Annotated in this window: 24 protein-coding genes; 10 read left to right on the forward strand and 14 right to left on the reverse strand. The window is 46.7% G+C overall.

The features are described from left to right. Window positions 1-445: 445 nt before the first annotated feature. Both ACLVWR_RS01375 and ACLVWR_RS01380 read right to left on the reverse strand, forming a co-directional pair. Window positions 446-637, reverse strand: a complete 192-nt coding sequence (locus ACLVWR_RS01375; RefSeq protein WP_413583523.1) for a DUF5522 domain-containing protein — start codon at window positions 635-637, stop codon at window positions 446-448. 8 nt (window positions 638-645) lie between these two features. Then, the gene (locus ACLVWR_RS01380; RefSeq protein WP_413582169.1) at window positions 646-1017 is read right to left on the reverse strand and encodes an RrF2 family transcriptional regulator; all 372 of its coding nucleotides are present in this window, start codon (window positions 1015-1017) and stop codon (window positions 646-648) included. 214 nt (window positions 1018-1231) lie between these two features. Between ACLVWR_RS01380 and ACLVWR_RS01385 the strand changes: the two genes are divergently transcribed. Together ACLVWR_RS01385 and ACLVWR_RS01390 are read left to right on the forward strand one after the other, a co-directional pair. Beyond that, complete coding sequence (locus ACLVWR_RS01385) at window positions 1232-1873, forward strand: NAD(P)H-dependent oxidoreductase (RefSeq protein ID WP_413582170.1); 642 nt, start codon at window positions 1232-1234, stop codon at window positions 1871-1873. Between the two features lie 132 nt (window positions 1874-2005). Then, entirely contained in the window at window positions 2006-2845 is an 840-nt protein-coding gene (locus tag ACLVWR_RS01390) for a hypothetical protein (protein ID WP_413582171.1), read from the forward strand. Here ACLVWR_RS01390 and ACLVWR_RS01395 read toward each other — a convergent pair whose 3' ends face one another. The 5 genes from ACLVWR_RS01395 to smc all read right to left on the reverse strand — a co-directional run bounded on the left by ACLVWR_RS01395 (window position 2846) and on the right by smc (window position 10020). After that, window positions 2846-3766, reverse strand: a complete 921-nt coding sequence (locus ACLVWR_RS01395; protein WP_413582172.1) for a hypothetical protein — start codon at window positions 3764-3766, stop codon at window positions 2846-2848. An 82-nt stretch (window positions 3767-3848) separates the two neighbouring features. Further along, window positions 3849-4751 carry a LysR family transcriptional regulator gene (locus ACLVWR_RS01400; RefSeq protein WP_413582173.1) on the reverse strand — a complete coding sequence of 301 codons (903 nt, stop codon included), beginning with the start codon at window positions 4749-4751 and terminating at the stop codon, window positions 3849-3851. 263 nt (window positions 4752-5014) lie between these two features. Next, on the reverse strand, window positions 5015-5779 hold the full coding sequence (locus ACLVWR_RS01405; RefSeq protein ID WP_413582174.1) for a substrate-binding periplasmic protein: 765 nt from the start codon (window positions 5777-5779) through the stop codon (window positions 5015-5017). A gap of 143 nt (window positions 5780-5922) precedes the next feature. After that, the gene (locus tag ACLVWR_RS01410; protein ID WP_413582175.1) at window positions 5923-6246 is read right to left on the reverse strand and encodes a hypothetical protein; all 324 of its coding nucleotides are present in this window, start codon (window positions 6244-6246) and stop codon (window positions 5923-5925) included. A 186-nt stretch (window positions 6247-6432) separates the two neighbouring features. After that, window positions 6433-10020 (reverse strand): chromosome segregation protein SMC, encoded by a 3588-nt coding sequence (gene smc / locus ACLVWR_RS01415; protein WP_413582176.1) that lies wholly within the window; start codon window positions 10018-10020, stop codon window positions 6433-6435. A 416-nt stretch (window positions 10021-10436) separates the two neighbouring features. Between smc and ACLVWR_RS01420 the strand changes: the two genes are divergently transcribed. Continuing rightward, complete coding sequence (locus ACLVWR_RS01420; RefSeq protein ID WP_413582177.1) at window positions 10437-12179, forward strand: hypothetical protein; 1743 nt, start codon at window positions 10437-10439, stop codon at window positions 12177-12179. On the opposite strand, the gene ACLVWR_RS01425 is transcribed toward ACLVWR_RS01420, so the two are convergent. The 3 genes from ACLVWR_RS01425 to ppdK form a co-directional block, all read right to left on the reverse strand. Further along, complete coding sequence (locus tag ACLVWR_RS01425) at window positions 12180-13112, reverse strand: MipA/OmpV family protein (RefSeq protein WP_413582178.1); 933 nt, start codon at window positions 13110-13112, stop codon at window positions 12180-12182. A 16-nt stretch (window positions 13113-13128) separates the two neighbouring features. After that, window positions 13129-13932: a substrate-binding periplasmic protein gene (locus tag ACLVWR_RS01430; protein WP_413582179.1), complete on the reverse strand. Its 804-nt coding sequence runs from the start codon at window positions 13930-13932 to the stop codon at window positions 13129-13131. A gap of 101 nt (window positions 13933-14033) precedes the next feature. Further along, entirely contained in the window at window positions 14034-16751 is a 2718-nt protein-coding gene (gene ppdK / locus ACLVWR_RS01435; protein ID WP_413582180.1) for a pyruvate, phosphate dikinase, read from the reverse strand. 346 nt (window positions 16752-17097) lie between these two features. Between ppdK and ACLVWR_RS01440 the strand changes: the two genes are divergently transcribed. Continuing rightward, window positions 17098-17412, forward strand: a complete 315-nt coding sequence (locus tag ACLVWR_RS01440; RefSeq protein WP_340596664.1) for a hypothetical protein — start codon at window positions 17098-17100, stop codon at window positions 17410-17412. A 134-nt stretch (window positions 17413-17546) separates the two neighbouring features. Then, window positions 17547-18860, forward strand: a complete 1314-nt coding sequence (locus tag ACLVWR_RS01445) for a hypothetical protein (RefSeq protein WP_413582181.1) — start codon at window positions 17547-17549, stop codon at window positions 18858-18860. A gap of 33 nt (window positions 18861-18893) precedes the next feature. Here ACLVWR_RS01445 and ACLVWR_RS01450 read toward each other — a convergent pair whose 3' ends face one another. From ACLVWR_RS01450 to ACLVWR_RS01460, 3 genes are all read right to left on the reverse strand, one after another. Then, window positions 18894-19430, reverse strand: coding sequence for a hypothetical protein (locus tag ACLVWR_RS01450; protein WP_413582182.1), 537 nt, complete (start codon window positions 19428-19430; stop codon window positions 18894-18896). Window positions 19431-19484: 54 nt separating this feature from the next. Further along, the gene (locus ACLVWR_RS01455; RefSeq protein ID WP_413582183.1) at window positions 19485-20399 is read right to left on the reverse strand and encodes a hypothetical protein; all 915 of its coding nucleotides are present in this window, start codon (window positions 20397-20399) and stop codon (window positions 19485-19487) included. Between the two features lie 147 nt (window positions 20400-20546). Beyond that, on the reverse strand, window positions 20547-21893 hold the full coding sequence (locus ACLVWR_RS01460) for a glycine--tRNA ligase (RefSeq protein ID WP_413582184.1): 1347 nt from the start codon (window positions 21891-21893) through the stop codon (window positions 20547-20549). A gap of 175 nt (window positions 21894-22068) precedes the next feature. Between ACLVWR_RS01460 and ACLVWR_RS01465 the strand changes: the two genes are divergently transcribed. Beyond that, window positions 22069-22407, forward strand: a complete 339-nt coding sequence (locus ACLVWR_RS01465; protein WP_340596660.1) for a hypothetical protein — start codon at window positions 22069-22071, stop codon at window positions 22405-22407. Between the two features lie 135 nt (window positions 22408-22542). Continuing rightward, a complete protein-coding gene (locus tag ACLVWR_RS01470) occupies window positions 22543-23007 on the forward strand; it encodes a hypothetical protein (protein ID WP_413582185.1) in 465 nt (154 codons plus the stop codon). Between the two features lie 14 nt (window positions 23008-23021). Here the strand turns inward: ACLVWR_RS01470 and ACLVWR_RS01475 are convergent, their stop codons facing one another. Continuing rightward, entirely contained in the window at window positions 23022-23438 is a 417-nt protein-coding gene (locus tag ACLVWR_RS01475; protein WP_413582186.1) for a hypothetical protein, read from the reverse strand. 52 nt (window positions 23439-23490) lie between these two features. On the opposite strand from ACLVWR_RS01475, the gene ACLVWR_RS01480 reads away from it, so the two are divergent. The 3 genes from ACLVWR_RS01480 to ACLVWR_RS01490 all read left to right on the forward strand — a co-directional run bounded on the left by ACLVWR_RS01480 (window position 23491) and on the right by ACLVWR_RS01490 (window position 25065). Next, entirely contained in the window at window positions 23491-24285 is a 795-nt protein-coding gene (locus ACLVWR_RS01480; RefSeq protein ID WP_340596657.1) for an Mrp/NBP35 family ATP-binding protein, read from the forward strand. A 99-nt stretch (window positions 24286-24384) separates the two neighbouring features. Then, window positions 24385-24675: a hypothetical protein gene (locus ACLVWR_RS01485; RefSeq protein ID WP_413582187.1), complete on the forward strand. Its 291-nt coding sequence runs from the start codon at window positions 24385-24387 to the stop codon at window positions 24673-24675. A gap of 126 nt (window positions 24676-24801) precedes the next feature. Continuing rightward, complete coding sequence (locus tag ACLVWR_RS01490; protein ID WP_413582188.1) at window positions 24802-25065, forward strand: hypothetical protein; 264 nt, start codon at window positions 24802-24804, stop codon at window positions 25063-25065. The last annotated feature ends 3 nt before the right edge of the window (window positions 25066-25068 follow it).

Consider the following 25068-nt stretch of genomic DNA (forward strand, 5'->3'; position numbering starts at 1 on the left):
GCATCAGTTCCCGTTCTCAGACTCGCAACTACATATAATAGTAGAAAGATCGTACTAAGTCCCAGGAACAAGTCTGAATATGATGTCCAGAAGCTGTCTTCGGAATGGCTACTTTTGTGTTTTTCATAATTGAACGCCATAACAAACACACCCCACCTTGCAGATAAAAGCTTAGCAGGGAGTAAATACGAGTGGGTGTATCATTTAGAGAAATCACGACCTTTATTGAGGAGAAAATGTCTATTTGTATTCCACCAGCGGTGGTCTAGGCGACTATTGTTCTAATTTTCGGTTAATGATTATGCACATTCGTCCAGTTACGTGAGACTGCCAACAGTTCACTCGTTTCAACAGTTTATGCACGTTTCCCCGCAAATTCATCTCACGAGTGAAAGTTTGTGGAGCGATTTGTATCTTGTACTGTGATTGCGTAAGGACAGAAAATCTAATTTTCTTCCTGCTTATTTTCTTTGTAAGGGCAATGGCGACAACCGGAGTTGCAACAGTGTCCTCTTTTTATATGATTGAGTTTTGTAAAAACCTGATAACCCGTCTTGGGGTCAATATAAAAAAGCTTCCCTTGCTTACAGGCTTCATTGTGAAGTCTTTCAATTTCCCGCTTCTCTTGTTCAGTCATCACGCGGGTTATACTTTTTGAGTCAGGTCAGCAAGTTTGATTTTGCTTAAGTAGGACATCGAATGATTCTCAAGGCCCGATGAGATATCGCACATGATTTTTTTCATCGCACACGATACAGCACATTGTTTTAACGGTTCTTTATCCGGAGTGTTTAAAAGAGGTTTGCCTGAAACTGCCATGTAGATATCTTTAAGCGTGATCTCTTTACACTTGTCGTTCAGGCGCACTCCCCCGGATTTCCCTTTGAAGCTTTCAACCAGGCCGGCTTCCACCAACTTTGCCAATAGGCGACGAATCACTGTGGGGTTGGTGCGAATGCTTGATGCCAGGACTTCAGAGGTCATCAGCTCACCTTTGTGGTAGCTAAGAACCGTCATTATATGGACTGATACTGAAAATCTTTGATCAAGCATGCGTACATTATAGCTGATGCTGCAAAAAGAAACAATGGGCAGCAACAAGACCCCTTAAAACAGTATTCAGCGTCTCTTTGAGGATTATTCGCTTTAAATGTGCGTTTTACTGTTGCATTTAAAGCCCGCTAGGTTCATATTGTATCCATGTTGGATACATTTAAAAGGAGTCCAATCCATGGCTAACAAACAGATCCAAGAGGCCCTCGAGTGGCGTTATGCAGTTAAAAAATTCGACCCGAACAAAAAAATCTCTGACAAAGACCTAAACACTCTGCTTGAGTCGTTAAAGCTGGCTCCTTCCTCTTATGGCATTCAACCGTGGAAGTTTCTCGTGGTGGAAAATCCTCAGGTTCGCGAAGAGTTAAAACCCGTTTCCTGGAATCAATCGCAAATCACAGATGCCAGCCATCAAATTGTTCTGCTCTATCGCGACACTATCGATGAAGCCTTTGTGCAAAAATACATAAATCGCGTTGCCGAAGTTCGGGGTGCCCCTCTTGAATCCTTGAACGGATATAAAGAGATGTTGATCAATAATGTGGTAAAGGCTCCGGAAGAAAAAATCAGAACCTGGTCACAACGACAGGCCTATATCGCCATGGGCTTCTTGCTTGAGACTGCTGCCTTGCTAAAAATTGACACAACACCCATGGAAGGCTTCAGTCCTTCAGATTACGACCGTATTCTTAAACTCGAAGGCAGCGGCTGGAAGTCAATTGCCACTGTGACATTAGGATATCGTCACGCTGAGGACTCTTTTCAAAATCTTAAAAAGGTCCGTTTCTCTGACGATGCACTCATCGAATATGTGAAATAGACCTGTTAAGACAGGCAAAGCCCCGCAGGAAGTCGGACGCCGCGCGGGGCTTTGCTTGTTTTTCCTGCTCAATCACATATTGAACTGCCACTTCCTTTAAGGGGAAATATTCAGACAAACCAAAGGATTGTCATGAAGCGGTTCAAACACTATGTCCCAGTTCTTTTCCTGCCACTTCTTTTTCTTTATTCCTCCCAAAGTCACGCACTGCCCTCTCAAGGTGATGAGGAATTCGTTTTTAAGCTGGGCTACTTCTTACCATCCTTCGACACCACACTGCGGGTGAATAACGAACGACTGGGTCGCGGGGATGAAGTGAATCTGGAAAAAGATCTCGGCATCGATGTCGAAGAAACCACGATCCGGGGCTCCGTTATGTGGCGCATGTCGGAGAGAAATAAATTAACCCTGGATGTTTTCAATTTCAGCCGCACTGGCAACAAAACAATCGATCGACAAATTCAAATTGGTGACCAAATTTATCCCGTGGGCGCGGAACTTTCGAGCAAGTTCACTTTCACTATTATTCCCATTTCCTGGTCCTATGCATTCATCAAAACCCCAGATTGGGAAGTTTCTGCCGGGGCCGGCGTGCAATGGTCACAAATAAATTTGAAATTGAACGGGAACGTCTCCTTAAGTCCGATCAGCACCTCGCGGGAAGCAACGGCCGCGGCCAATGCTCCCCTTCCTCTTCTGGGAGTCGACTTGAAATATATGATCACTCCGGAATGGTCCGTGGGAGGCAACCTTGGAGCTTTCGCCTACAAGGTCGCAGCTTCCGGAATGGATATGCAGGGTAATATCCTCAGTGCAGCCGTCAATACAGAGTGGTGGTTCACAACTTATGTGGGCGTCGGAGCGGCACTGAATTGGTTTTACATTGGAGTCGAAGTCGATGGCGCGAAATGGAATGGTGAATTCAACTATGAATACTTGGGCCCACAAGCCTATTTAACAGCACGCTTTTAGTTAGAAATAGTAGGCATCAAATGGAATTTTCCCTTTGAGATGGGATTTTTCCGGGCCACTACCATAAACACGTACTTCGATGAATTTATCTTTTACGATGACGACGACAGGGTTCATGTAACCCAAGCCTTGAATTTGCTTTGGCTGAATCAAGTGAGCCTGTGCATCTGAAAAGGGAAACTCTTCAAGCATCTTCAGGGTGTCTGTTTCACGAATGATCTGTTCGGTGCGGGCATCAACAACACCATAATCCAAATCACTGGTTTTCTCATAGGCCTTGCCATTAGCAAAACTTCCGTAGATCACGATCGGTCCCGGCAACTTCTGTTGCTGTAAGAACTTATCCTGCAGACGTAAAGCTGTATACAGAACATCTGAACCTTCCAGAATAATCGGTGCATCCGTTAATTCCTGTATACGTTTGAAATAAAGATCCATGGCCTTGTCGATGGGAGCCTGACGCTCGGTGATCATATATTTAAACCAGCTGCGCACATTCAGATACTCGGAAACCATCATATCCAAGTGGCGCTTGAAAAATTTCACCGGGCCGTCTTTGGAGTATTTAAGCAGTTTCACATCCACATAGACGTCTTTAACCAACGTCATCATTTCTTCTTTTTGTTTTTGCGTAAGCTTGGCAAAACGAACTTTGACCAGATCCAGGGATTCCCCTTTTTGATCAATCACTTCAAAGCCCATAAGTTTTTGATAGCGCTCCATCGCGCTTAGAACTTTATTCGTCGATACATGTTGTTTGATGAACTTAGCATAGGCCTCTGATTGAGGAGCCAGAGCCGCCTCACTATCAAACTTGGGATCAAATATATGCGTGCACATGTGCTTTACCGCATGTGCAGGTCCCACCGTCATTAATAGTGTCAGTGCCAGGAGACCTGGCCAGAAAGCTTTCATTTTCATATCAGGGCTTATCCAAGCAAGGAATCAGCCACCGTGAAATCGAACCAGCCTCAGCTCAGGGGTCACTGGGTGTTAACGTCTTTTACAAGTGCCCCTCAACGTACTTGGTTACGTGCTCAATAAAGGTTCTTGAAGTCAGACTCAGCTGACGACCTTTGCGATAAGCCAGCCACAAATTGAATTCATGTGGGTTATCAACCGGCACCTCAAATAGCAGACCTTTTTTGATTTCATCCTCAACCATGAAACGGGTCAGATAAGCAAAGCCCTCCCCTGAAAGACAGAACCGCTTCTGAGCTTCCTGACTGTTCATTTCGAGTCCGACTTGGGGCATTTCACCAAACAGCTCCATCACAACTCGCTTGGGTCGCGTGCTTTGCAAAGCGCCAATCGAGCACAGGTAGCCATACTTTTCCAAAATATTTTTGATGGTTTTCTCATTGCTTGAGGATTTGCATTCCTTCCAGATCTCGGGCTTACAAACCAGGGTCATCACTTCGGAGCTGATTTTCTGGTATTCAATATTGGGAAGCGCCACCTTGGCAAACAGAAGAGCAAACTCATTGTCCGTGTGAATCAGGGAATTAACAATATCATCCGGAGAACCCGAAGTGATACTGGGTATAACCTTGGGATACTTCCGGCGGAAGGTATGCAATGGCTCAATCAAATAATCATTCACCACATTGTCAGTAGCTGCGAACTTCAAGGGGCCTTCACAGGTCTCTTGCACATTTCGGCACAGGTTTTCAATCGCCTTTTCAGTTCGAAACAAGTCCTCACACAACTGAAAAACATCGCGGCCTTTTGCCGTTAAAGTCACACCGCTTTTTGAACGGTCAAACAGAATGACACCTTCAGATTCTTCCAGAAGAGAAACGGAGCGACTGAGAGCACTTTGACTGATATTGAGTTTCTGAGCAGCCTCAGAAAATTTACCGGCTTTTGCCACTTCAAAGAATGCACGCAAATAATTTAATTCCATCAACGCCCCGGTTTTCTATCGAAAAGTCAGATGGTTTAATTATTAACGTTCTAAAATCCAAAAACAACCACAGCCGGACTAAAGAAGGTTTTCCAACCAAACATAGAGGACACAAAAAGGGTACGCAAAGCAGAGGGAGTACGCGATTTGAAGCGGCGATAACTTCTTTGGATTTACTTCGGTGTTCCTTTTCACTTTCACGTCGCGGTGACGAAGCCAGGAACCAAGTGCTACAACCACAACTGAGCTGACAATAAGGTATTTCATTCAAATAGTTTCTTATTTTTTTTCAGATATGTCCCGACAGAAATTGCGAATTCCTTACTGTCGAAAACGCCATTGAAGGAATTCAACGCCTTACGACCCCGGTCGGTGTCTTTAAATGCAACGCCATAGTCATAATGTTCGATCGGTTTGGCATTGAACTGCAGCTTCGTTTTGAAAGGTTGCAACTGCTTGCTGGTTTGAAGGAGGCCATCAAACAACCCTTCATCAATGAACACCAGATCCAACCGGCCGTTTGCCAATTTCACAAGGTTCAGTTCATCGGTGGGGCCGTCTTCGATCTTCAACTTTCCGGCAGCATTCAATGGTATTAGTACCGCCGCCAAGTCATAGCCGATCACATTTCCAATTTTATATTTACCAAGATCCTCGAACTTATTCCACCGAACAGGATTGTCGGTACGCTCAGCAAGACCCCAGCTACTGCTGTGAACGATGCTCGAAAGAGTGAAGTTTTTTTGAATATTTTCAGCGGTCGCAGGAAAGTAGCCATCAAATTTGTTGTTTTCAGCAGCATGCTTTTTCGTTCGAATGACCGGAGCAAAGGTGACAACCAGCTCCTGACCATTCTTGCGGTACATTTCTTTCAGACCCGCGATGACAGCTCCCCCTTCGGGAAGGTTCTTATTAATATACGGCCCAAATTCAAAAGCGATAAGATGAGTTTTTTGTGGTGATACTGCAAAGGCTGCAACACAAGGGCATAAGACACTGAAAAATAGAACAGATAGACGTAACCACATTTGCGCTCAACCTCTACTTCAATGTCATTGTACTGACCGAAGAATAATAGATGAGCGCTGGACTAAGCAATCATAGCACACTGGTATGACGACTTCTGGACCGCACGACAGACTCAAGTACTGTTTGCATGCAATCCGCCAGCCTAGTCGTTTTGAATAACGTAGCCTTCTTCGAAGTAAACATCTTTGTCCATTGTCACTTCTGCAAATTTCTGGTCGTGAATTTTGGAAACTTTGGCAAAACCAACACGGTCTCTTGTGCACACTGAAAAACGACCGCCATGACATTCTTCACGATACACACCGACTTTTTGACCGACTTTGAAACGACTTGGTTCTTCCAGGTTTATTTGCGCAGTGGTCGCACTTAGCTTCATGGAAATATCCGCGTGAGCGGCCTTTTTAATATTTCCAAATGCCGTCAAGGAAAACAAAACCAACGCAAGCACACTTGCCGTCGCCAACATAAAACCCCCAAGTATCTTTTGATTAAATAACTACTGCACAAGAATTCCGCAGGCAACTGTCAGTACACGTAATTTCCAGGAATTAAACATCAGACCCCAAACTACGGCGCCAAACTATGCCCCCCGAAAAATAAAAAACCCAGGTGTTTTGCACCTGGGTTTTCATTTTTGAATATTCTTATCGGACTACTTAATATCCTGAAGAGAAACAGAAACCATCGTCGATACACCACGCTCTTGCATAGTGACACCGTAAAGTTTCTTCGCCACTTCCATCGTGTGTTTGTTATGAGTAACAACGATGATTTGTGAGCGCTTCGCCATTTCACGAACCAAGTCGTTGAAACGGAATACGTTGGCATCATCAAGTGGAGCGTCAACCTCATCCAGCAAACACCATGGAGATGGTCTTACCAGGAAGATCGAGAACACCAGCGCAACAGCTGTCAATGCCTTCTCCCCACCCGACATCAAGGACACGTTTTGTGTCTTTTTGCCCGGAGGACGAGCGATGATTTCGATACCCGCTTCGTTCTTTTCTGTTTCTTCAACAAGTTCCAACCACGCTTCACCACCACCGAATAGTACTGGGAATACGCGAGTGAAACGCTCGTTAACCAGATCAAACGTCTCTTTGAAACGTTTAGAGCAGATTCTGTTGATACGATCGATAACTTTACGAAGTTGCTCTTTCGCCTCTGTCAAATCGGCGTGTTGTTTTGTCAGGAACTCATAACGAGTTGCTGTCTCTTCGTATTCTTCGATCGCTGACAAGTTCACTTCACCGATCTTCGCCAATTTTTCGCGAAGCTCTTTCAGTTGAGAATCAGCAGCAAGGAAGTCGCCCTCTTTGTTGATGTACTTCTCGATAACATCCGGAAGGTTCAACATGTAACGTTCACGAACTTGCTCGATCAAGTACTGCTCTTTCATCTTGGCTTGTTCAAGCTTCAATTGAGAGTCATTCATTTTGTGCTGTCTTTCGTTGCGAGCACGTTGAGAAGCAGAAGCTTCATCTTCGATCGCGCGGATGGATTCAGACATCACTTCGTATTCGTCTTTAGTGCGAGCCGCTTGCAACTTCAATTGCTCAACTTCGTCCAAAAGACGTTCAAATTCGATTTTCTTTTCTTCCAAAGTCACTTGGCTCTCAGTCATTTGAGAGTTATAGCCTTCAGCCTCTTCGCTCATACGAGCCAATTGCGCTTCAAGTTCATTCAAGGACTTGGTAACCATCTCAAGCTGTCTCAAAACACCTTGATATTCCTGAGTTTTAGAAGCGGATCTTACTTGAAGATCAGTCACTTCAGCCTGAAGACCGTCAAAACCCAAACGAACAGAGTTCAATTCAGAGTTCAAAGTCTCAACTTCACCCTCAAGAAGAACTTTCTTCTCGCGAGCTTCGATCAAGGCCTGATTCAACTCTTCGTTTTTTTGCTCTTGAACTTCAAGTTGCTCAGTCAGTTTTTTGACTTCGCGCTCCTGGCGTTCAACCGCGGCTTGCGCGTTTTGAACTTCATTTTCAGCGCGCTCAAGGTCTTTTCTCAATTCCGCTACTTTGATCTCTTGATCCATTTTGCGTTTTTGAGCACCTTCGAAATCGTTCACGACATTGTTCAATTGCTCTTCAACTTTTTTCAAAGCCAATTGTGCCAATTGAAGTTTGCCGGCGAATTCGTCTTTTTTCTCGGACAATTCTTTGATTTCACGGCGGCGTTTTAGCATGCCAGAGTCAGCGGATTCAGAAGAACCCCCTGTCAAAACACCGTCAGCCGTCAACGTGTCACCGTCAAGTGTCACGAATGTCCAGCCCGTGTATGTCGCACGCAGATTCAAAGCCGTACGGATGGAATCAACGATCGCCACACCGTCCAACATATAAGTCACTGCGTTTTGGAATTTATCCGCCGCTTTTACCACGTCTTTCAAGATAGCTTGTACGCCATCCTGACCGATCGGAGCTTGCGCACGATTAAATGCCATAGATTGGTCATTCGCAGACATGAAGCTGGAACGACCGGATTTTTGTTCTTTCAAGTGAGATACGGCATCAACCGCAATGTTGGAATCAGAAGACAACAACATTTGCAGACGCGAACCCAAAGCAGCTTCCATCGCCACTTCGTATTCGGCCGGAACTTCAACAACCTCGGAAACCGGCTGGAAGTGAGTGACAACAGAGCCATCCGCCATCATTTCCTGAGAGCGGGTTTTTTGCCACAACATCACCTGTTTCACACCTTCTTGGAAACCCTCGAAGTTGTTTTGCAGGTTTTCAAGACCATACAAACGGGAAGCCACTTCATTCAAAGAATCCTTGAATGTTTCTACTTCCATTTTTTTCTCGGCCAAAGAATCAGAAAGGATCTTTTTATTGGCTTCGAATGAATCAACATCAGAAGCCAGGTCCAATTGCATTTGGCGTTCTTTATCAAGCTCGTTCGTCACTTTTTTGCGACGGCCTTCAAACTCAACCTGTTTTTCACGAAGTTCATTTAGAACCTGCTGTTCATTGTCTGCACGATCCGTTAAATCAGAGATTTGCGCAGCCAAAGAGTTCACGCGAGCATCCAAAGAAGATTCCGACTGACCTACCGCAAAAAGATCACGGCGTTTTGTAGTCAAATCCTCGTCAACTGTCCCAATGCGGGAGTTGAAGTTTTGGAAGATGTCGTTTTTCTCTGTGAAAGTGGCCGTCAGTGTTTCTGCTTCCTCTTTCAGTTCAGTGATTTGCTCATCCAAAGTCGCCTTGTCACGAGCCAACAATTCCTGACGAGCTTGTTGCTCTTGCAGGATTGTACCAGTCATTTGCTCATTACGGCGGGCTTGTTCGATTTCGAAACGAAGTTCCTGGATCTCCATCTCTTTCTTTTGAACAGTGCCTTGCTTGTCAAAGAAGACCGTTTGGTGTTCATCAACAGCTTTTTCTTTTTCAAGGATTTGAAGTTTCAAAACTTCCAATTGCCCTTGAAGAGTCGAAAGATTTGCATCGCCTTCGATTTCCATGCTTTGCGCTTCGTTGAAGATCGCTTGAGCTTCAGAAGCCGCACGTGCCAATTCCACATACTGAGCCGTTGACAACCACAAATCCAAATCTTCGATTTGGTTTTTGATGTTACGGTAGCGCTCTGCACGCTGTGCTTGTCTTTGCAAAGAATCGATCTGGCGTTTCAACTCGCCGATGATGTCCTGCAAACGCACCAGATTTTGATCTGTTTGCAACAATTTACGTTGAGACTCTTTTTTACGAGCTTTGAACTTGGTGATACCCGCAGCTTCTTCGATAAGCATACGACGGTCTTCAGGTTTCGCAGTGATGATCTTACCGATCATACCCTGAGCGATGATGGAGAAACCTTTGGAACCGGCACCCGTATCCATAAAGATCTCCTGCAGGTCTTTCAGGCGTGCTGGCTCTTTATTGATGAAGTACTCACCCTCACCGTTTCTGTGCAGACGGCGAGTCACCATGATTTCAGAATGTTTGATGTATTTAGCCGGGAATGGACCGCCATCATTTTCAAGTGTCAAAGACACTTCACACATACCAAGCGGAGCATAACCTTCCGCACCACCAAAGATAACGTCAGTCATCTGAGAAGCACGAAGATCCTTAGCGGACTGGTCACCCATGACCCACATAAGAGCATCCACGATGTTGGATTTTCCACAACCATTTGGTCCTACGATACCAGTGATACCAGCATCGAAGTGAATGACCGTGCGGTCTTTGAACGATTTGAAACCAATGAGTTCAATCTTTTTAATTCTCAAGGTATATTCCCCTCTTGAGCTAATAGTGTCGAAATCTTAAATCCCGACATCTCCCCTCAAAATATACAAGCCCAAGGTCTAGCTAGACCAAAGGCCATTTAACTCTCTCGAGAGCGCGGAACTATGTCAACTGTGGGGTTTCAAAACTTAGGCAATCGCTGAAAACTTAAGCAGAACTCCATGGGACACCCCGCTGCATTACCATTGCGCGTTGCGCGCGCTGCGCTAAAACTTCGATATTTCCTCAATGTCTTTATGAAATATTAATGACCCCGACCGGGATGGAGGCTCCATAAAACGGCATCAATTCTGCTCCTGTAAATAAGCAAGACTGTCAGTGGAGCCCGGAAGCCTATAGGTTCAAGGGCACCACAAAACCATAGACAGCCGAGTAACAATTTTCGGGAGTTCTCAAAATGAGACATGTAACGATCATCGCTACCGCTTTGCTTTTTGGCCTGACCGCCTGCCGCAAAACCAATGATCAGGATGCCGTTCGCGTTGCCACCAATAAAGCCGCTTCCGAACAGCAATTACAGGAACTCCTGCAAACCAAAAACAATCGCGACTTCATCACCGACACCCGCATGTCGCAAGACCTGAAACAGCAATATCCCATGGAGTACGCGTGCACCATGGATTTGTGCGCTCCCGATTTTAAAAAATACCCAAGCATTCCCAAACTTGTTGAAGCGGCGACAAAACCCACGGTTGATCAGAGAAAGTATTATGATACTTACATCGTTCCGGCTCTTGCCAAAAACTCTCAACTGCTGCAGGAAAAAGCCCGCATAGGATTGGAAGTCCTGAATGCCAAGGAAAGCGCCTTTCCGACCCTGGAGCTTTACTCTCAGAAACTTTTTATTCTTCATGCGATGTACTGGATGAAAAATATCGATAAAAACGCGGAACTGAAACAGTACTGGAACAGTGTTCTGCCCCAGCAGAAATTCTTCAAGGCCTACACCTCTTACAACCAGATGGGCAATTGGACCTATTTCGCGGAAATGCATTGGCACCTTAAATTGCAGGACGCAGTCAAAGAGGAGCTGAAGGACGTTCAGGCCACTTTGAAAATATTAAATGACATTATTCAAGGCGCAGAAAAGATAGATCCACTTACGGTCAGTAAAATCAATGCCGGTCAAATGATCACCACCGAAGAAGCCAAAGCTTTGACACAGACAGCGTTTTCAGTTCGATTGATGCATCACTTTTTATTTGGTGGTGGTCGCGATATCATCACCAAGCAGATGGAAAAACACACTTTCAGCAAAGACGAGCTTTTCAAAATCTATCAGGAATCAGGAATCAAGACGACGCTGGCATTGCAGGCCAAATCAACCACTCCGAACAACTGTGAAGCCCGCTACTTCCAGTCCATCAATTTGTATCCACAGCCTCAGGAATTGGAAAAATTCAAAAAGCTAGCCGAACTAACCCGCCAGGAAGCCCTTGAACAAATGGGTTCCCATCAGCCCGGCTACATAAGCATTCAGGATTTGAAATTTAATTTCCCCCTGACAGCTCAGGAAAACAGCACGGCTTGGTTGCGCGCATTGGAAATGAAAAACCAGACACTTCAGGACGAGATCAATGAACTGGATAAACTCGAAGATACTTCCTTGTATGCGATGTTCCTGATTCGCGCGATGTTCAATACGCCGGACAGCGCGAAAAGTGATCAATGCCCAATGATTCCTGATGCGGATATCTCTGACAAAACAAACACAGATTCAGGCCATGTCCTGATCAGCTGGTACTCTGTGAAATATCCGGAGATGGGAGCCTCAATCCTGGCCCATGAAATCGGCCACAACGCCTATGCCCACTCCTACCCACAGTCCATTGAATCAACAAAACAGTGCCTTGAACGCAAACAAGGCAGCCGCCAATATTTAAGTGAGGATTTTGCTGATGTGTTTGCAGCAAAGGTGATGCTCGCACTTAAAAACAAACACCAGATTCAAACCGGCAACTATGGTTGCGGCTTGATGGACCTGTTGCAACCCTTGCACAACCCGAATGGCGCAAGCATCCACTCCTCTGACTTGTATCGCGCTTTGCAGTTGAAAGTGGAAACAGGAGAAAAAATTCCGGCATCCTGTGAGCAATTGGTTCAACGAGACAATCGCGCCATCACTCACAGCTGTCAGTAACTATTCCAAAGGTATCAGCCGCTGCTCGCGACGATGTTGGCGATAGCGGTTGATCACACCTTGTGTGTCTTCCGGCGAAACCATCGGCTTGGCAGACTCGCCAAACTGGTAGATATACCCCAAACCCCATCCCACATTATAATCTGACTTATGCAACGGACTGTTGCGATTTGCAGACCAGGAATAGTCTGAAATTGAAGCCCCCACGTACAGTGAAGATCTACCCGCTGCGAATCTTTGATAATAGGAAAGATTCGTACTTAAGAAACCTGCTTTGGCATCGTATTCGGAACGCCCGGCGCGCACATCCGCACTCCCCACTTCATAATAGGTTTTCATATAGTCACTGGAAGCGGCATTCATTTCAAAAGAAGTTGTACCTGTGATCAATATCGTAGAATCAAAAGGCCCTGGGGTCTCCCCTTCCCAACGATAAGTCACTTGTGTCTTTAACAGCATACCGTTCGCACGGATATAGTCATTCTTTGCAGCCACAGAGAAAAACGGCGCCACTTGGAACTCCCAGGTACCTCCACTGTGGTAGACCAACTGAGGTCCACCGTTCAACACCAATGGTAAATCTTCCATCCCAAAGCGGGCTTTGTTTTTACTGGAATCCAAAGGAAAGCGCCCCGATCCCGAAAACTCCAGGGACCAGCTATCAGATTTAAAAAGGTAAGCACGTCCCCCTTCCCGATCATCGGCACGCAGGTATTCGCCCCGGTATTGGAAGGTTGGGAATGGTAACATTATTTGGGAGTATTCATCCGAGGCTGGATAGTCGGCGTAGCGAACGTAACCCAGACCAACGCCCCAGTCCCATAACGGGCGTCCATCATCCTCTGCTTTTGCAAAGAAAGGGACCAGTAGCACCATCACAAGAACCGAGAAAGTACGCATCTGGTAAGTATCGGTGCCTTCTGACAGATCCACAACTGGACGAGGCCAATTAATTTATAGAGACGAACTCGTTTTCCACAGCGTAGGGGGACGAATACTTGGATAAAACTTTTTGAAAGAATCCATCCTTCAACATTTGCGCAAGGGTGGAACTCAATAACTCCACCTCATGGGAGGTTAAAAGTTGTTTCGCATAGTAAAAACCAGCATCGCTCTGTTTGCTGCGATCGATAAGAAATCCAAAATCACTCAATCCCAATTTCTTAAAATAGAAATCAGACACCATGATGGATCCCACAAAAGCCTGAATCTGGTCCCGTTTCAGGGATTGAAAAATGGATTCATAGTCCGGGTACTGGCGCCAGCGGCCCTGCTTTTTTAAAAGGGAAACTTCGTTTTCATCAAGAAATGCCGGCGAACTGATAAGCCCGCCCACCAGAACATTCTTATCCTTCAGTACATCTTTTAGGACGTAATTTTTCTTCTTTAATGCCGGAGTTAAAATCAAAGCCCGATTCGCCTTAAATACCCTGATGAAGCCCCCGGCTTTATCCAGCTCATCCGTTTTGATCGTCAACACACTCAAATCCACCGAGCCGCTTCTCAGTCTATGCACCATACTCGGACGCACCATCTCGATAAGATCAAAAGAACAACCCGTTCTTCGATGAAGTTCCTGAGCCACTTCCAACATGACTCCAGTGACTTTCTTATTTTTATCCAGGTAGTACAGAGGCTCATTCTGAATGACCGCGACTCGAAAAATGCGGTTGCACTTTACTGCCGCAACGGCGCAGGAAGGCATGTTCAAGCACAGAGTCCAAATGAATATGAAAGGCCAAATGCGAACCATTTGTTTAGTCTAAACAACGGTACTCCACATGCAATCTTATTTACCCAACTAAATGTTTGCAGACAAAAAAAAGGGAGCCAGATGGCTCCCTTTTTTCATTCTTAAGAATGTAATTTCTTCGACAGAAGCGCAGCTCTTGCCGCCGCCAATCTGGCGATAGGCACACGGAATGGAGAACAGGATACATAGTCCAAACCTGTTTTGTGGAAGAACTCGATGGATTCAGGATCACCACCGTGCTCACCGCAGACACCGATTTTCAATGTAGGCTTCATACGACGCCCCAATTCCACACCCATTTTCACCAAAGAGCCTACGCCCACTTGATCGATAGATTGGAATGGATCTTTAGCCAAGATACCACTGGAAACGTAAGAGCCCAAGAATCTGCCAGAATCGTCACGTGAAAGCCCCAAAGTCGTCTGAGTCAAATCGTTCGTACCGAAGCTGAAGAAGTCTGCATGCTCTGCAATCGCATCAGCAGTCAAAGCTGCACGAGGAAGCTCGATCATCGTACCAATCGCGTAATCGAACTTCATGTTCTTTTCATTTTGAACTTTTTTAACTTCCATCTCTGCCTGACCACGAAGCATGTCCAACTCCTTGTCTGTTGCAACAAGTGGAATCATGATTTCCGGAGCAGAAAGTTTCAAACCTTCCTTCAACATCATGCATGCCGCTTCAGCGATCGCGCGAACCTGCATGATATAGATTTCTGGATATGTGATCGCCAAACGGCAACCACGATGGCCCAGCATCGGATTGAATTCGTGCAAAGCTTTTACTTTCGAACGAAGACGATCAAAGTCCGTCCCGATACGTTTTGCCAACTCTTTGGTTTCTTCGTCAGAGTGCGGAACGAACTCATGAAGAGGTGGATCCAACAAACGGATCGTTACTGGCAAGCCGTCCATGATTTTGAATAGTTGGTAGAAGTCATCACGTTGCATTGGCAACAGTTTCGCCAACGCTTTTTCGCGATCCATTTTGTTATCCGCGATGATCATCTCACGAACAGCGTCGATACGATCAGCACCGAAGAACATGTGCTCTGTACGGCAAAGACCGATACCTTCCGCACCAAAGTTTTTCGCTGTTTGTGCATCTTTAGGAGTGTCTGCATTCGTACGTACTTTCAACTTACGAGTGCGGTCTGCCACCTTCATGATACGTTCGAAGTATTGATCCAATTTAGGTTCAATTGTTTTAACTTCGCCCAGGAACACTTCACCTGTGGAGCCATCCAAAGTGATTACATCGCCCTTTTTAAGAACGTAGCCTTTCACTTTCATAGTTTCAGTGCGGTAGTCGACTTCGACCTCACCACAACCAGCCACACAGCATTTACCCATACCACGAGCCACAACGGCTGCGTGAGATGTCATACCACCACGAGTTGTGAAGATCCCTTGTGCAGCCACCATACCCGCGATGTCTTCTGGAGAAGTTTCAACACGAACAAGGATAACTTTTTTGCCCTGCTCTTTCCACTCTACTGCTTCTTCGGAAGTGAATACGATTTGACCATTCACGCCACCTGGTGACGCTGGCAAGCCTTTCGCAAGTTGAGTTTTTTGGGCTTTAGGGTCCAACGTTGGATGCAGAAGTTGATCCAAAGATGATGGATCCAGACGAAGAAGCGCTTCCTCTTCGGTGATCAACTTTTCATCGATCATGTCACAAGCGATTTTCAAAGCTGCCGCCGCTGTACGTTTACCGTTACGAGTTTGCAGCATCCACAAAGTGGAGCGCTCGATCGTGAATTCGATATCCTGCATATCGCGGTAATGACCTTCCAGTTTTTTATAAATATCAACCAGCTGTTGGTAAGCTTTTGGAAGAGCCTCTTCCAAAGACTGAACACCGGCTGCCGCCGCTGCGATCTTCGTGATTGGCTGTGGAGTTCTGATACCCGCTACAACGTCTTCACCTTGCGCATTGATCAGGAACTCGCCATAGAATGCTTTATCACCAGTCGACGGATTGCGAGTGAACGCCACACCAGTCGCGGAATCATCACCCATGTTGCCGAAAACCATTGATTGAATATTAACTGCAGTACCCCACGCGGCCGGGATGCTGTGAAGCTCGCGGTACGTGATCGCGCGAGGCGTGTTCCAAGAATGGAAAACCGCAGAGACAGAGCCCCATAGTTGTTCCCAAGGATCCGCCGGGAACGACTGACCTGTCATTTGGTGAACCAGTTCCTTGAACTTCTTAACCAGAACTTTCAGGTCATCAACCGTCATCTCTGTATCAAGTTTATAGTGCTTTTCCTCTTTCAGGTCTTCCAAAGTCACTTCCAGAAGTGACGAGTTCATCCCCATCACAACGTCAGAGTACATTTGAATGAAGCGACGGTAAGAATCCCAGGCAAAGCGTGGATTGTTGGAAGACTTGGCCAAGCCCTCAACAGTTTGATCATTCAGACCCAAATTCAAAATCGTATCCATCATACCCGGCATGGAAGCACGAGCACCGGAGCGAACTGAAACCAGCAATGGATTATTCACATCGCCGAATTTTTTGCCGATTTTGGATTCCACTTTCTGCATGGCTTCGATCACTTTTGGACGTACCCAATCAGGAAGCTTGCCACCCTCCTCGTAGAAGTGCGTGCAAATCTCAGTGGAGATTGTAAAACCTGGAGGAACCGGAATTCCCAAAGACGTCATCTCGGCAAGGTTGGCACCTTTACCGCCCAGGATGTTCTTCATGCCGGCATTGCCTTCGGAGTCGCCTGCCGCAAAGAAGTATACGAACTTTTGTGGAACGGCGGTTTTCGCTTTTGGTTTTTCCATAGTGACGTTCTGGTCCATTGTTTTCCTTCCAGTTTGTCTGATCGATTTCTTAATACTAAAAACCTTTAGATCAAACAACTCTAAACCCCTAATATCAATGAAATATTACGACACTTCGCCCCTCGCAATACTAGAGTGGGGGCTCGAAAACCCACCCCAGAAAATCCCATTAAAAATCAACCACTTAAGTCAACTTTTCCAAGACAACAAAATTGACTTGCGACATCGAAGCCTCTCTGCCGGCGATCTGTTCGCGTTTTTGACATTCCTTGAGAATTTGCAAACCCGTCAATCTCATCCGCGCCGACACTGGTTCGCATGTTAAAAACACGGGGTCGATTTAAATTCATGTTTAGGAGATTTTATGAAAAAGCTGGTTGTTCTGTTGTCGTTGTTTGCGTGTTCGTCTGCCTTTGCTGCCGGCGAGACCTGCACCCGTGAAGATGCTCAAATTGTCGGCACTGTGGTGGCAATTCAGGAAACTGATGGCGATCTTTGTGTTGCGCAACTTTCTTTCGCAGGTCGCAACAACATGTTCAATCCAGCTTACGGCTGCCCACTTGATAAATACGAAGTTCAAGCTCAAGGCGTTTTGCTTGAGTGCGGACCGGTTGTTGGCTCTCAAGTAGATGGCATTCTTTATCGCACAAGCCCTCAAGGTCCGATCCTTCTTTATTAAGAACGACCGAACCGTCGATCCCCTCTAAGGGAACCTCCCCAAAAGGTTCCCTTTTTTTTTGAAATTGACACCCACTCTTTCTCATTAAAAACTTTATCTCGTTTGTTCAACCATTAAAATGCGATGTAAAGTTTATGAAACTGAAATTGTTAGTTACGGTCCTTCTTGCTTTTCTGTCTCAGCCCGCGACCGCAAACACCGATCACGGTGTTTGGTTTGAGATCCCTGTTTACGACTATCCATTCAATAATTCAGACGACAATCCTCCCGATTGGTTTTCCATGCGTCAATCCATGTCACTTTCAACCGGGTACCTGCAGACGGTGCATCGCCTGATTGGCGGCGACAACGCTGAACACAATGGCTTGTGGTGGAAATACCTGCTGATGGCGGGCTATGACTACGCAACGATGACCTACCCTATTGGCGCCGGCTGGGCCCACGAGGAGTGGCATCGCGCTGTATTGACTCGCCATCAAATTTCAAGCTTCAACGAAATGAACGCATGGCCATCAGGGGGAGACGTTGTCGCTGTCGATCATGTTTCCGATGAAGCGCTGATAAAATTGAAAGCCGAAAGCCCCGCTGACATGGTTCGCTTAAGCTCTGCGGGAATGGAAGCTCAGGTTTACCAGAATAATAAAATTGCTGAATCACATTTTTTCCGCGATGCCAGATCCAGAGACGAAACAATTCTTTGGCTAAACGCGATGAACATCGCCTCTTACATGCTGGATTGTGCGAGCACTGAGGCTGACACGAAAACTGATCAGGAAATGGCTGAAGAAGGCACGAATGTAAAAATCCGCGACTTTACCGGTTTGGATTGCACCGCTTGGGTTTATGATCTGTTCCGCCCGGATGAACCTTATACCAGCCGTGGCCCCCATCCTTCGGGCGTTGGCCTTAAACGCTACATCAAGTGGTCCGATCTGACAGGACAAGAGCAGGATTTCCTTTCACTTCAATCCAAGCTCTCTTATTTGAATTTCATCAATCCATTCCTTCTGGGCATCAGGGACTTCCGCACCAGCTGGGGGAGATTCAATTTCACCATGGCTCATTACCTGACTTCCTTTGGTGGAAATGTCGATTTGAACTTCTTCTTGGATATTAATAAATCAAAATGGCTTGTCACTGTTCATAACGGTATGACCAATAAGCGCTACTTCCCTGGCCTGACCGTGAAATGGGTGATGGCAGAAATCGCCAAGAGCCTGCACATGACCGCCTCCGGCACCGGATGGATTCAACCCAAGGATCAACGTTTCGACGCCACCGAGTCAGACACCTTGGTGGACGGCGCCATTGAATTCACCCTGCGCCCTCAAGACAGCTTCGAATACTTCCTGGGATACGAAGTTAAGACTGCCGGCTGGGTGGCAGGCAATGTCTACCTGGACAACAATTGGTCTGTTTACACCGGATTTCGCGCAGGATTGTTTTAAAAATAAAAAAAGGGAGCCTAAAGCTCCCTTTTTTTATTGCACGCGCTGAACTTTGGATTGATCACGCACGTAGTACTTTCCGTCATTATCATAGCGAACAATAAACAGACCACGCTCATAAGGCGCATAAACTGTGGCGTAGTAGTAGCGCGAATCACTCATCGGACCCACACGCACCCGATCTCCTTCGCAGATGGAGTTGGCACCGCATTTCAATCTTTTCGAAATCATACGTGCATCCCGTTGATAGGTCTTTTTATCGCGGTCATCACGCACGGTGATCATACGACGATCCCCCGAAACCTGAACGACAGTTCCGGAATAATATTGCTTACCCACGTAAGGGCCGGAAAGCACGTGGTCGCCAATAGAAATACGCCCTGGCACCGGATCTGGTGCAGGTTGCTGGGGAGGTTGTTGTGGTGGCTGAGGTGCGGGTCCAGTACCCGGAGGATCCGGCGGCAGCGGCTGAGGGAATTCATCCCCCGGCTGCGGTAGATCGATCATTTCGGCGCGCAGATTCGGCACCAACAAGAATAACAAAGAGAACAAAACCAAAGATGCTTTCATTGAAACGAGTCCCTTTCTTAAGAGCACTCATTTCATGAAAGTCCGAGTGCCCTTTTAGCGAATCTCGCGGTAAGGGCGCAGAGTCAAGTTACCAGAGTATGGATCTTGAATGACAAAGAATCCATTCTCATAAACACGGATGATATTGCCAAAATACAACTGCTGACCTGTGCAAAGTTTTTTGTAGCAACCCACCTGTTTTGCAAGGTCACCATTTTTACGGATTGTTTTGCCACCACTGTAAGTGCTGATCAAATAAACGCCACTCTCATAGACTTCCAAAACTTGCGCTTCAAAATAAGGCTCAGCTCCCATCGCCTCTGACAACACCGTTTGACCACGGCAAATACCAGTGCGACCATTGCAGCCTTCTGATTTCAAAAGCTCTTTGTTTTTCAAAACAAATTTACGACCGGAGAAGTCCTCACTCACCAATGACCAACCGTTGGAGTACGTCGCCAACACAGTCACCGGATTGTACTGACGACCGCGATCTGATTCGTACATCGCTTTTCCATCCGCACATAAACCCTTACTGGAACAACGAAGCCATACGCCAACCTGTTTGGCTTTGTAAGTGCTGATATTGCCGTTGTAGTCCGAACGCAAAGTCACAAGTTTGCCATCACGGGAAACAGAAACCACGTTACCAGTCAGGAACATGCTACCAGTAACAACCAAGGCGCGATCACCCACTGAAACTCTATCGTCTGTATCAGCGCCTGGAAGGCCAGAAGACGGCGGTGGCGGCACAGGAGGACGCTGAGCTGGGGGCTCTTCAGGGGTTTGTTCTGGCGGAAGTGGTTGAGGTTCTTGAGGCCACTCGTCAGACGGTGGTGGCGGCTCTGGAAGGGGCATAGGTTCGATCGTGCCTGATTCATCTCCACCTGGGATTGGAAGATCGGACTCCTCAGCAAATGCATGAGACAGACTGAAAATGACAAGCACCGCGATAAGCAGATTTTTCATAAAAACATCCCTTCAATAAACAGGGATTCAGCTATCAAAAAGTGAAAAAAAAGTCATCCTGAACCGGCAATCTTCGGAGACCTAGGGTGTACTTTGAAAAAAAGATAAAAAAATGGCAGTCTGTGAAACTGCCATTTTTTATTTGAACTAGAAGTTTTTGATCTTCGCAGCCACGTAGGCATTCAGCTGCGACATAGGAATGCGTTCCTGCACCATCGTGTCGCGATGGCGAACCGTTACCGCCTGATCGTTGATGGTATCAAAATCCACAGTCACACAGAATGGTGTGCCGATTTCGTCCTGACGACGGTAGCGTTTACCGATGGAAGCCGCTTCGTCATATGTCACGTCGAAATCTTCAGCCAACTGATCACGCAATTTATCCGCGATATCAGTGAGTGGCTCTTTTTTAGAAAGCGGCAAAATTGCAACTTTGTACGGAGCGATTTCCGGGTGAAGACCCATCACCACGCGCACGTCTTCCTTGCCCGCCTCGTCTGTCGTTACTTCCTCACGGTAAGCATCACACATGAACGCCAGGAACAGACGATCACAACCCACAGCCGTTTCAATCACGTAGGGGATGAATTTTTCTTTGTTCGCTTCATCGAAGTACTCAAGATTCTTGCCGGAGAACTTCATATGTTGAGTCAAGTCAAAGTCAGAACGGTTATGAATACCTTCAAGCTCTGAGAAGCCCATTGGGAATTTGTATTCAACGTCAACAGCAGCGCGCGCATAGTGTGCCAGCTTTTCGTGAACGTGAACTTTCAAGTTTTCTTTTTTGATTCCGAATTTGGAATAGAAAGCCAAACGGCGCTCTTTCCACTCTTCGAAGAATTTATCGTCAGTGCCTGGTTTTACGAAATATTGCATTTCCATTTGTTCGAATTCACGCGTACGGAAAATAAAGTTCCCTGGAGTGATTTCGTTACGGAAAGACTTACCAATCGCCGCAATACCGAATGGTACTTTGTAGCGAGAGGACTGTTGGCAATTCAGGAAATTCACAAAGTGACCTTGCGCAGTTTCCGGGCGCAGATAAACCACGCTCGCAGAATCCTCCAAAGGACCCATGTGAGTTTTAAACATCAAATTGAAGTTGCGCTCTTCGGAAAGATTTTTGCTGCCGCAGTTCGGGCACTTTTTATCTTTCATGTAGGATTCAGTGTTATCCGCGCGGAAGCGTGTCTTACAGTCTTTGCAATCCACCAATGGATCAGAGAAACCGTCAACGTGACCGGAAGCTTTCCACACAGTTGGGTGCATTAGAATTGCCGCATCCAAACCGACAATGTCAGGTCTGCGAGTCATGGCATTCCACCATGCACGTTTAACATTCAACTTCATCAACGAGCCCAAAGGACCATAGTCCCAGCAGCTACCCAGACCACCATAGATCTCGGAAGATTGAAATACAAAACCACGACGTTTGCTAAGGCTGACAAGAGTTGCTAGGTCAGCAAGAGGTCTAACTGTTACAGGAGTGCTCATGAAGCTCTACTTTCCCCTCCGATGGCTTCGGAGTTGCTAGTTGTTTTTGGACTCAGGAAGGTCTGAGTTATTAGGTAAGAAAGTTACACTTGGGTCCAGATACAGTCAACAAATCCGGGTCTTTCTTGATCTGGGACCGGGTCCAAGACATGCTATTTTTATGCAGCGCAATTTCATGATTTTCACTCTTGTCACGGGCTTGTTCCTTACGGGAACTCCAGCCCTTGCTCAATCCATTCAAAAATTCGTGAAAACCGAAGAAATGATTCGTGAAGAGATGGTAACCATCTCCCGGGAGCTGGGTGTCACCTGCGCCGAATGCCACAATGTTCAGAATTTCACCGACAGCAGCAAGAAAAGCTTCAAAGTCAGCAAAGAGCACATGAAGCTTACGCAAATGCTGAAAGAAAACGGCTTCGATGGCAAAAAGGGCCCTACGGCCACTTGTTACATGTGTCATCGCGGCAAAGTGCAGCCCGATTACAAAGAGCCCGTCTCCGCCAAAGCTCATTAGTACTGTGTGCCCTGGTTCGTCACCTTTGCCGACCTTGTGCGATCCAAAGTGGGAATTCCCCTCCTAAATAAAACACCACCCTTCTGAGTTGCGCACGCCCTTTGCTTTTACTATTGGCATACGGGAGCAAACCTGATGCGATTCTTTTTATGCTGTCTCATGTTGGGACTGACCATTGCGAACTACGGAACTCCGACGACGAGCGAATTCGCTTCGACCTCCCCCCGCGCCCTGTGGCAGGGTCGTGACGGTTTATATCGCCTGGTGGCGGGTGCTGACAATTGCCCCACTTCGGTGACCTGGATTGAGCAATGCGGAGGTTTCGCACTCCTGCCAAAACAGGCAGCCGCCGCCATGGAAAAAACAGTGATCTGTGAAATTGGAAAATTCCAGCGCCCCACTCGCGGGGAATTCGGTAAAATGCAGGCCCGTGCAGAATTCAAAGACCAATACGTGCACAACAAAGAGGAGCTGCTTTTCGGAGCGGACCGCCTGCCCTTAAGCGAAGATATCGTGATTTTCGATCAAACACGCAAAGGATTCAACTGGGAGCACATCGCGCGCGGCACCCAGGGGTTTAGCTGTCTCTACTCCCGATAACCGGGCTTCAATTTTTAGGTTTTATTCAATATCGCCTTGTAGGCTGTCTCGAAAAATTCGACAGATTCCTTATCGCAACGACGGATCTGCGTCTGATAGGCTTCGGTGACCATGCTGATCGAAGCCCCTGCCGGAACCCCCAAAACCTCATAGGCATCCCAGGTGTGGGAATTGTAGGAGAAGATTACATTTAGATTTTTTTGCCGGCGCCCCGCCAAATCAGGGTGAACCACTGGACGCGAAACTGCCACAGGCACCACCTCTTGGGCGATGCTTTCAGCGGGCTCGGGATTGATCAGCGGCGGCGCGCTGTCCTTGGCATTCATGTCGAGGCGCGTAGGATTTTTGTTCCCACCTCTCGATAAAAGGTACCAGACAACGAAAGCCCCTGCTCCCACAAGGTTCAACGTCAAAAAATCTTGGCTATTCATGTAAAGTCTATTATTCGTTGTCAGTTCAAAATTAGCAAGGAGTCCGTTAAAAATGGCTGCACCAAATCCGTTTGAAAAACAAACCTCAATTCCCGGAGTGAAACATATTATCGCGGTATCCTCGGGTAAAGGCGGAGTTGGCAAAAGCACCGTTGCAACCAACTTGGCAATGGCCCTTGGGCGCAAATCAAAAGTTGGTTTACTTGATGCCGACATCTACGGCCCGAGTATTCCTCGCATGTTGGGAACCCTTGCCCAAAAACCTCAAATTCACCCCGACACGAATCAACTTGAGCCAATCAACCGTTACGGCATCAAACTGATGTCTATCGGCTTTTTGATCGAGGAAGGTTCCGCAGTTGTATGGCGTGGACCGATGTTGTTCAAAGCGATGGATCAATTCCTGCGTGACGTGAACTGGGGCGAGTTGGATTACCTGGTTGTGGATTTGCCGCCAGGAACTGGTGACATCCAACTGACTCTCGCTCAAAAAGTACCCGTAGCTGGCGCGGTTCTTGTGTCTACACCGCAAAACGTGGCCTTGATCGACGTGAAAAAAGCTGTCGACATGTTCCAGCGCGTAAACGTCCCATTGCTGGGTATGGTTGAAAATATGGCCTACATGGTCAACCCCGTGAATGGCGAAAAAATGCAGCTCTTCCCTAAGGGTGAGATGGATTCTTACGCAGCACAAAAAGGTATTGCAAAGCTTGGGGAAATTCCATTCAACCCGTCTGTCGGACTGGCGTGTGAAGCGGGAATTCCAATTGTTGAAGCGAACAGCAACGGCGCAGAAGCTCAAGCGTTCATGGCGATCGCTGACAAGCTGCGCGAAATGCTTCCGTAACGTACCGCATATCCCCCTCGAACACATTGAGGTTTTACAACTTGCAAACGCGAGTGTTTGTCTGTTGAATGACTGAAAACCAATATAGAGGGGGATCTCATGAAAAAAATCTTCGCTGCAACTTTGATCGCATTGGGCTTCTGTGTTTCTGCACAAGCTGAATACGCAATGCCACAACTTCCAGTGGTTCAAGCTGCTGAAGTTTACGCTACATCTGCTGAACAAGCTGAGTCTGCTGAAGCACTTGCTTGGAAAACTCAAGGTAAATTCTGCTGCTACCAAAGCCATGGTGGTGGGTTCTGCGAATTGAACGCTTACTACAACGTAGGAACTCCATGCAAATGCTCTTCAGGTGGTGCTGGCACTATCTCTGGTCACGTTTGCCGCTAAATTGGTAATAAACCAGCTCGGCCATGAGTCCGCTCCCCATGTTCCGCAACAAAGTATCTTGATACCGTCTTGCGGAATATGGAAGTTGAGCGACAATAGACTTGTGGCCGTTCAATCGAGGCATGTATGAAAACACTGATTTTCGCACTTCTCTCTGGAATGATTTTTTCTTCGGCGACTTTGGCTTCGCCTCTTTCAAACGACATCTGGTCGTCTTTCGCAAAACCTACTCAAATTTCCACGACTCAAAAACCAGATGATGTGCAAATCATGGGTGTCTGCTGTCCCGTAAGTGGTCCCGCTTGTGGATGGGGTGATTTCCCGATCGGCAGCGAGTGCTACTGCAAACACGGCAACAAAGTTTATCCTGGTACAGTTTGCGGTAAATAATTA

The organism is Bdellovibrio sp. HCB288, assembly GCF_047305935.1.
In the GTDB taxonomy this organism is placed as follows: domain Bacteria; phylum Bdellovibrionota; class Bdellovibrionia; order Bdellovibrionales; family Bdellovibrionaceae; genus Bdellovibrio.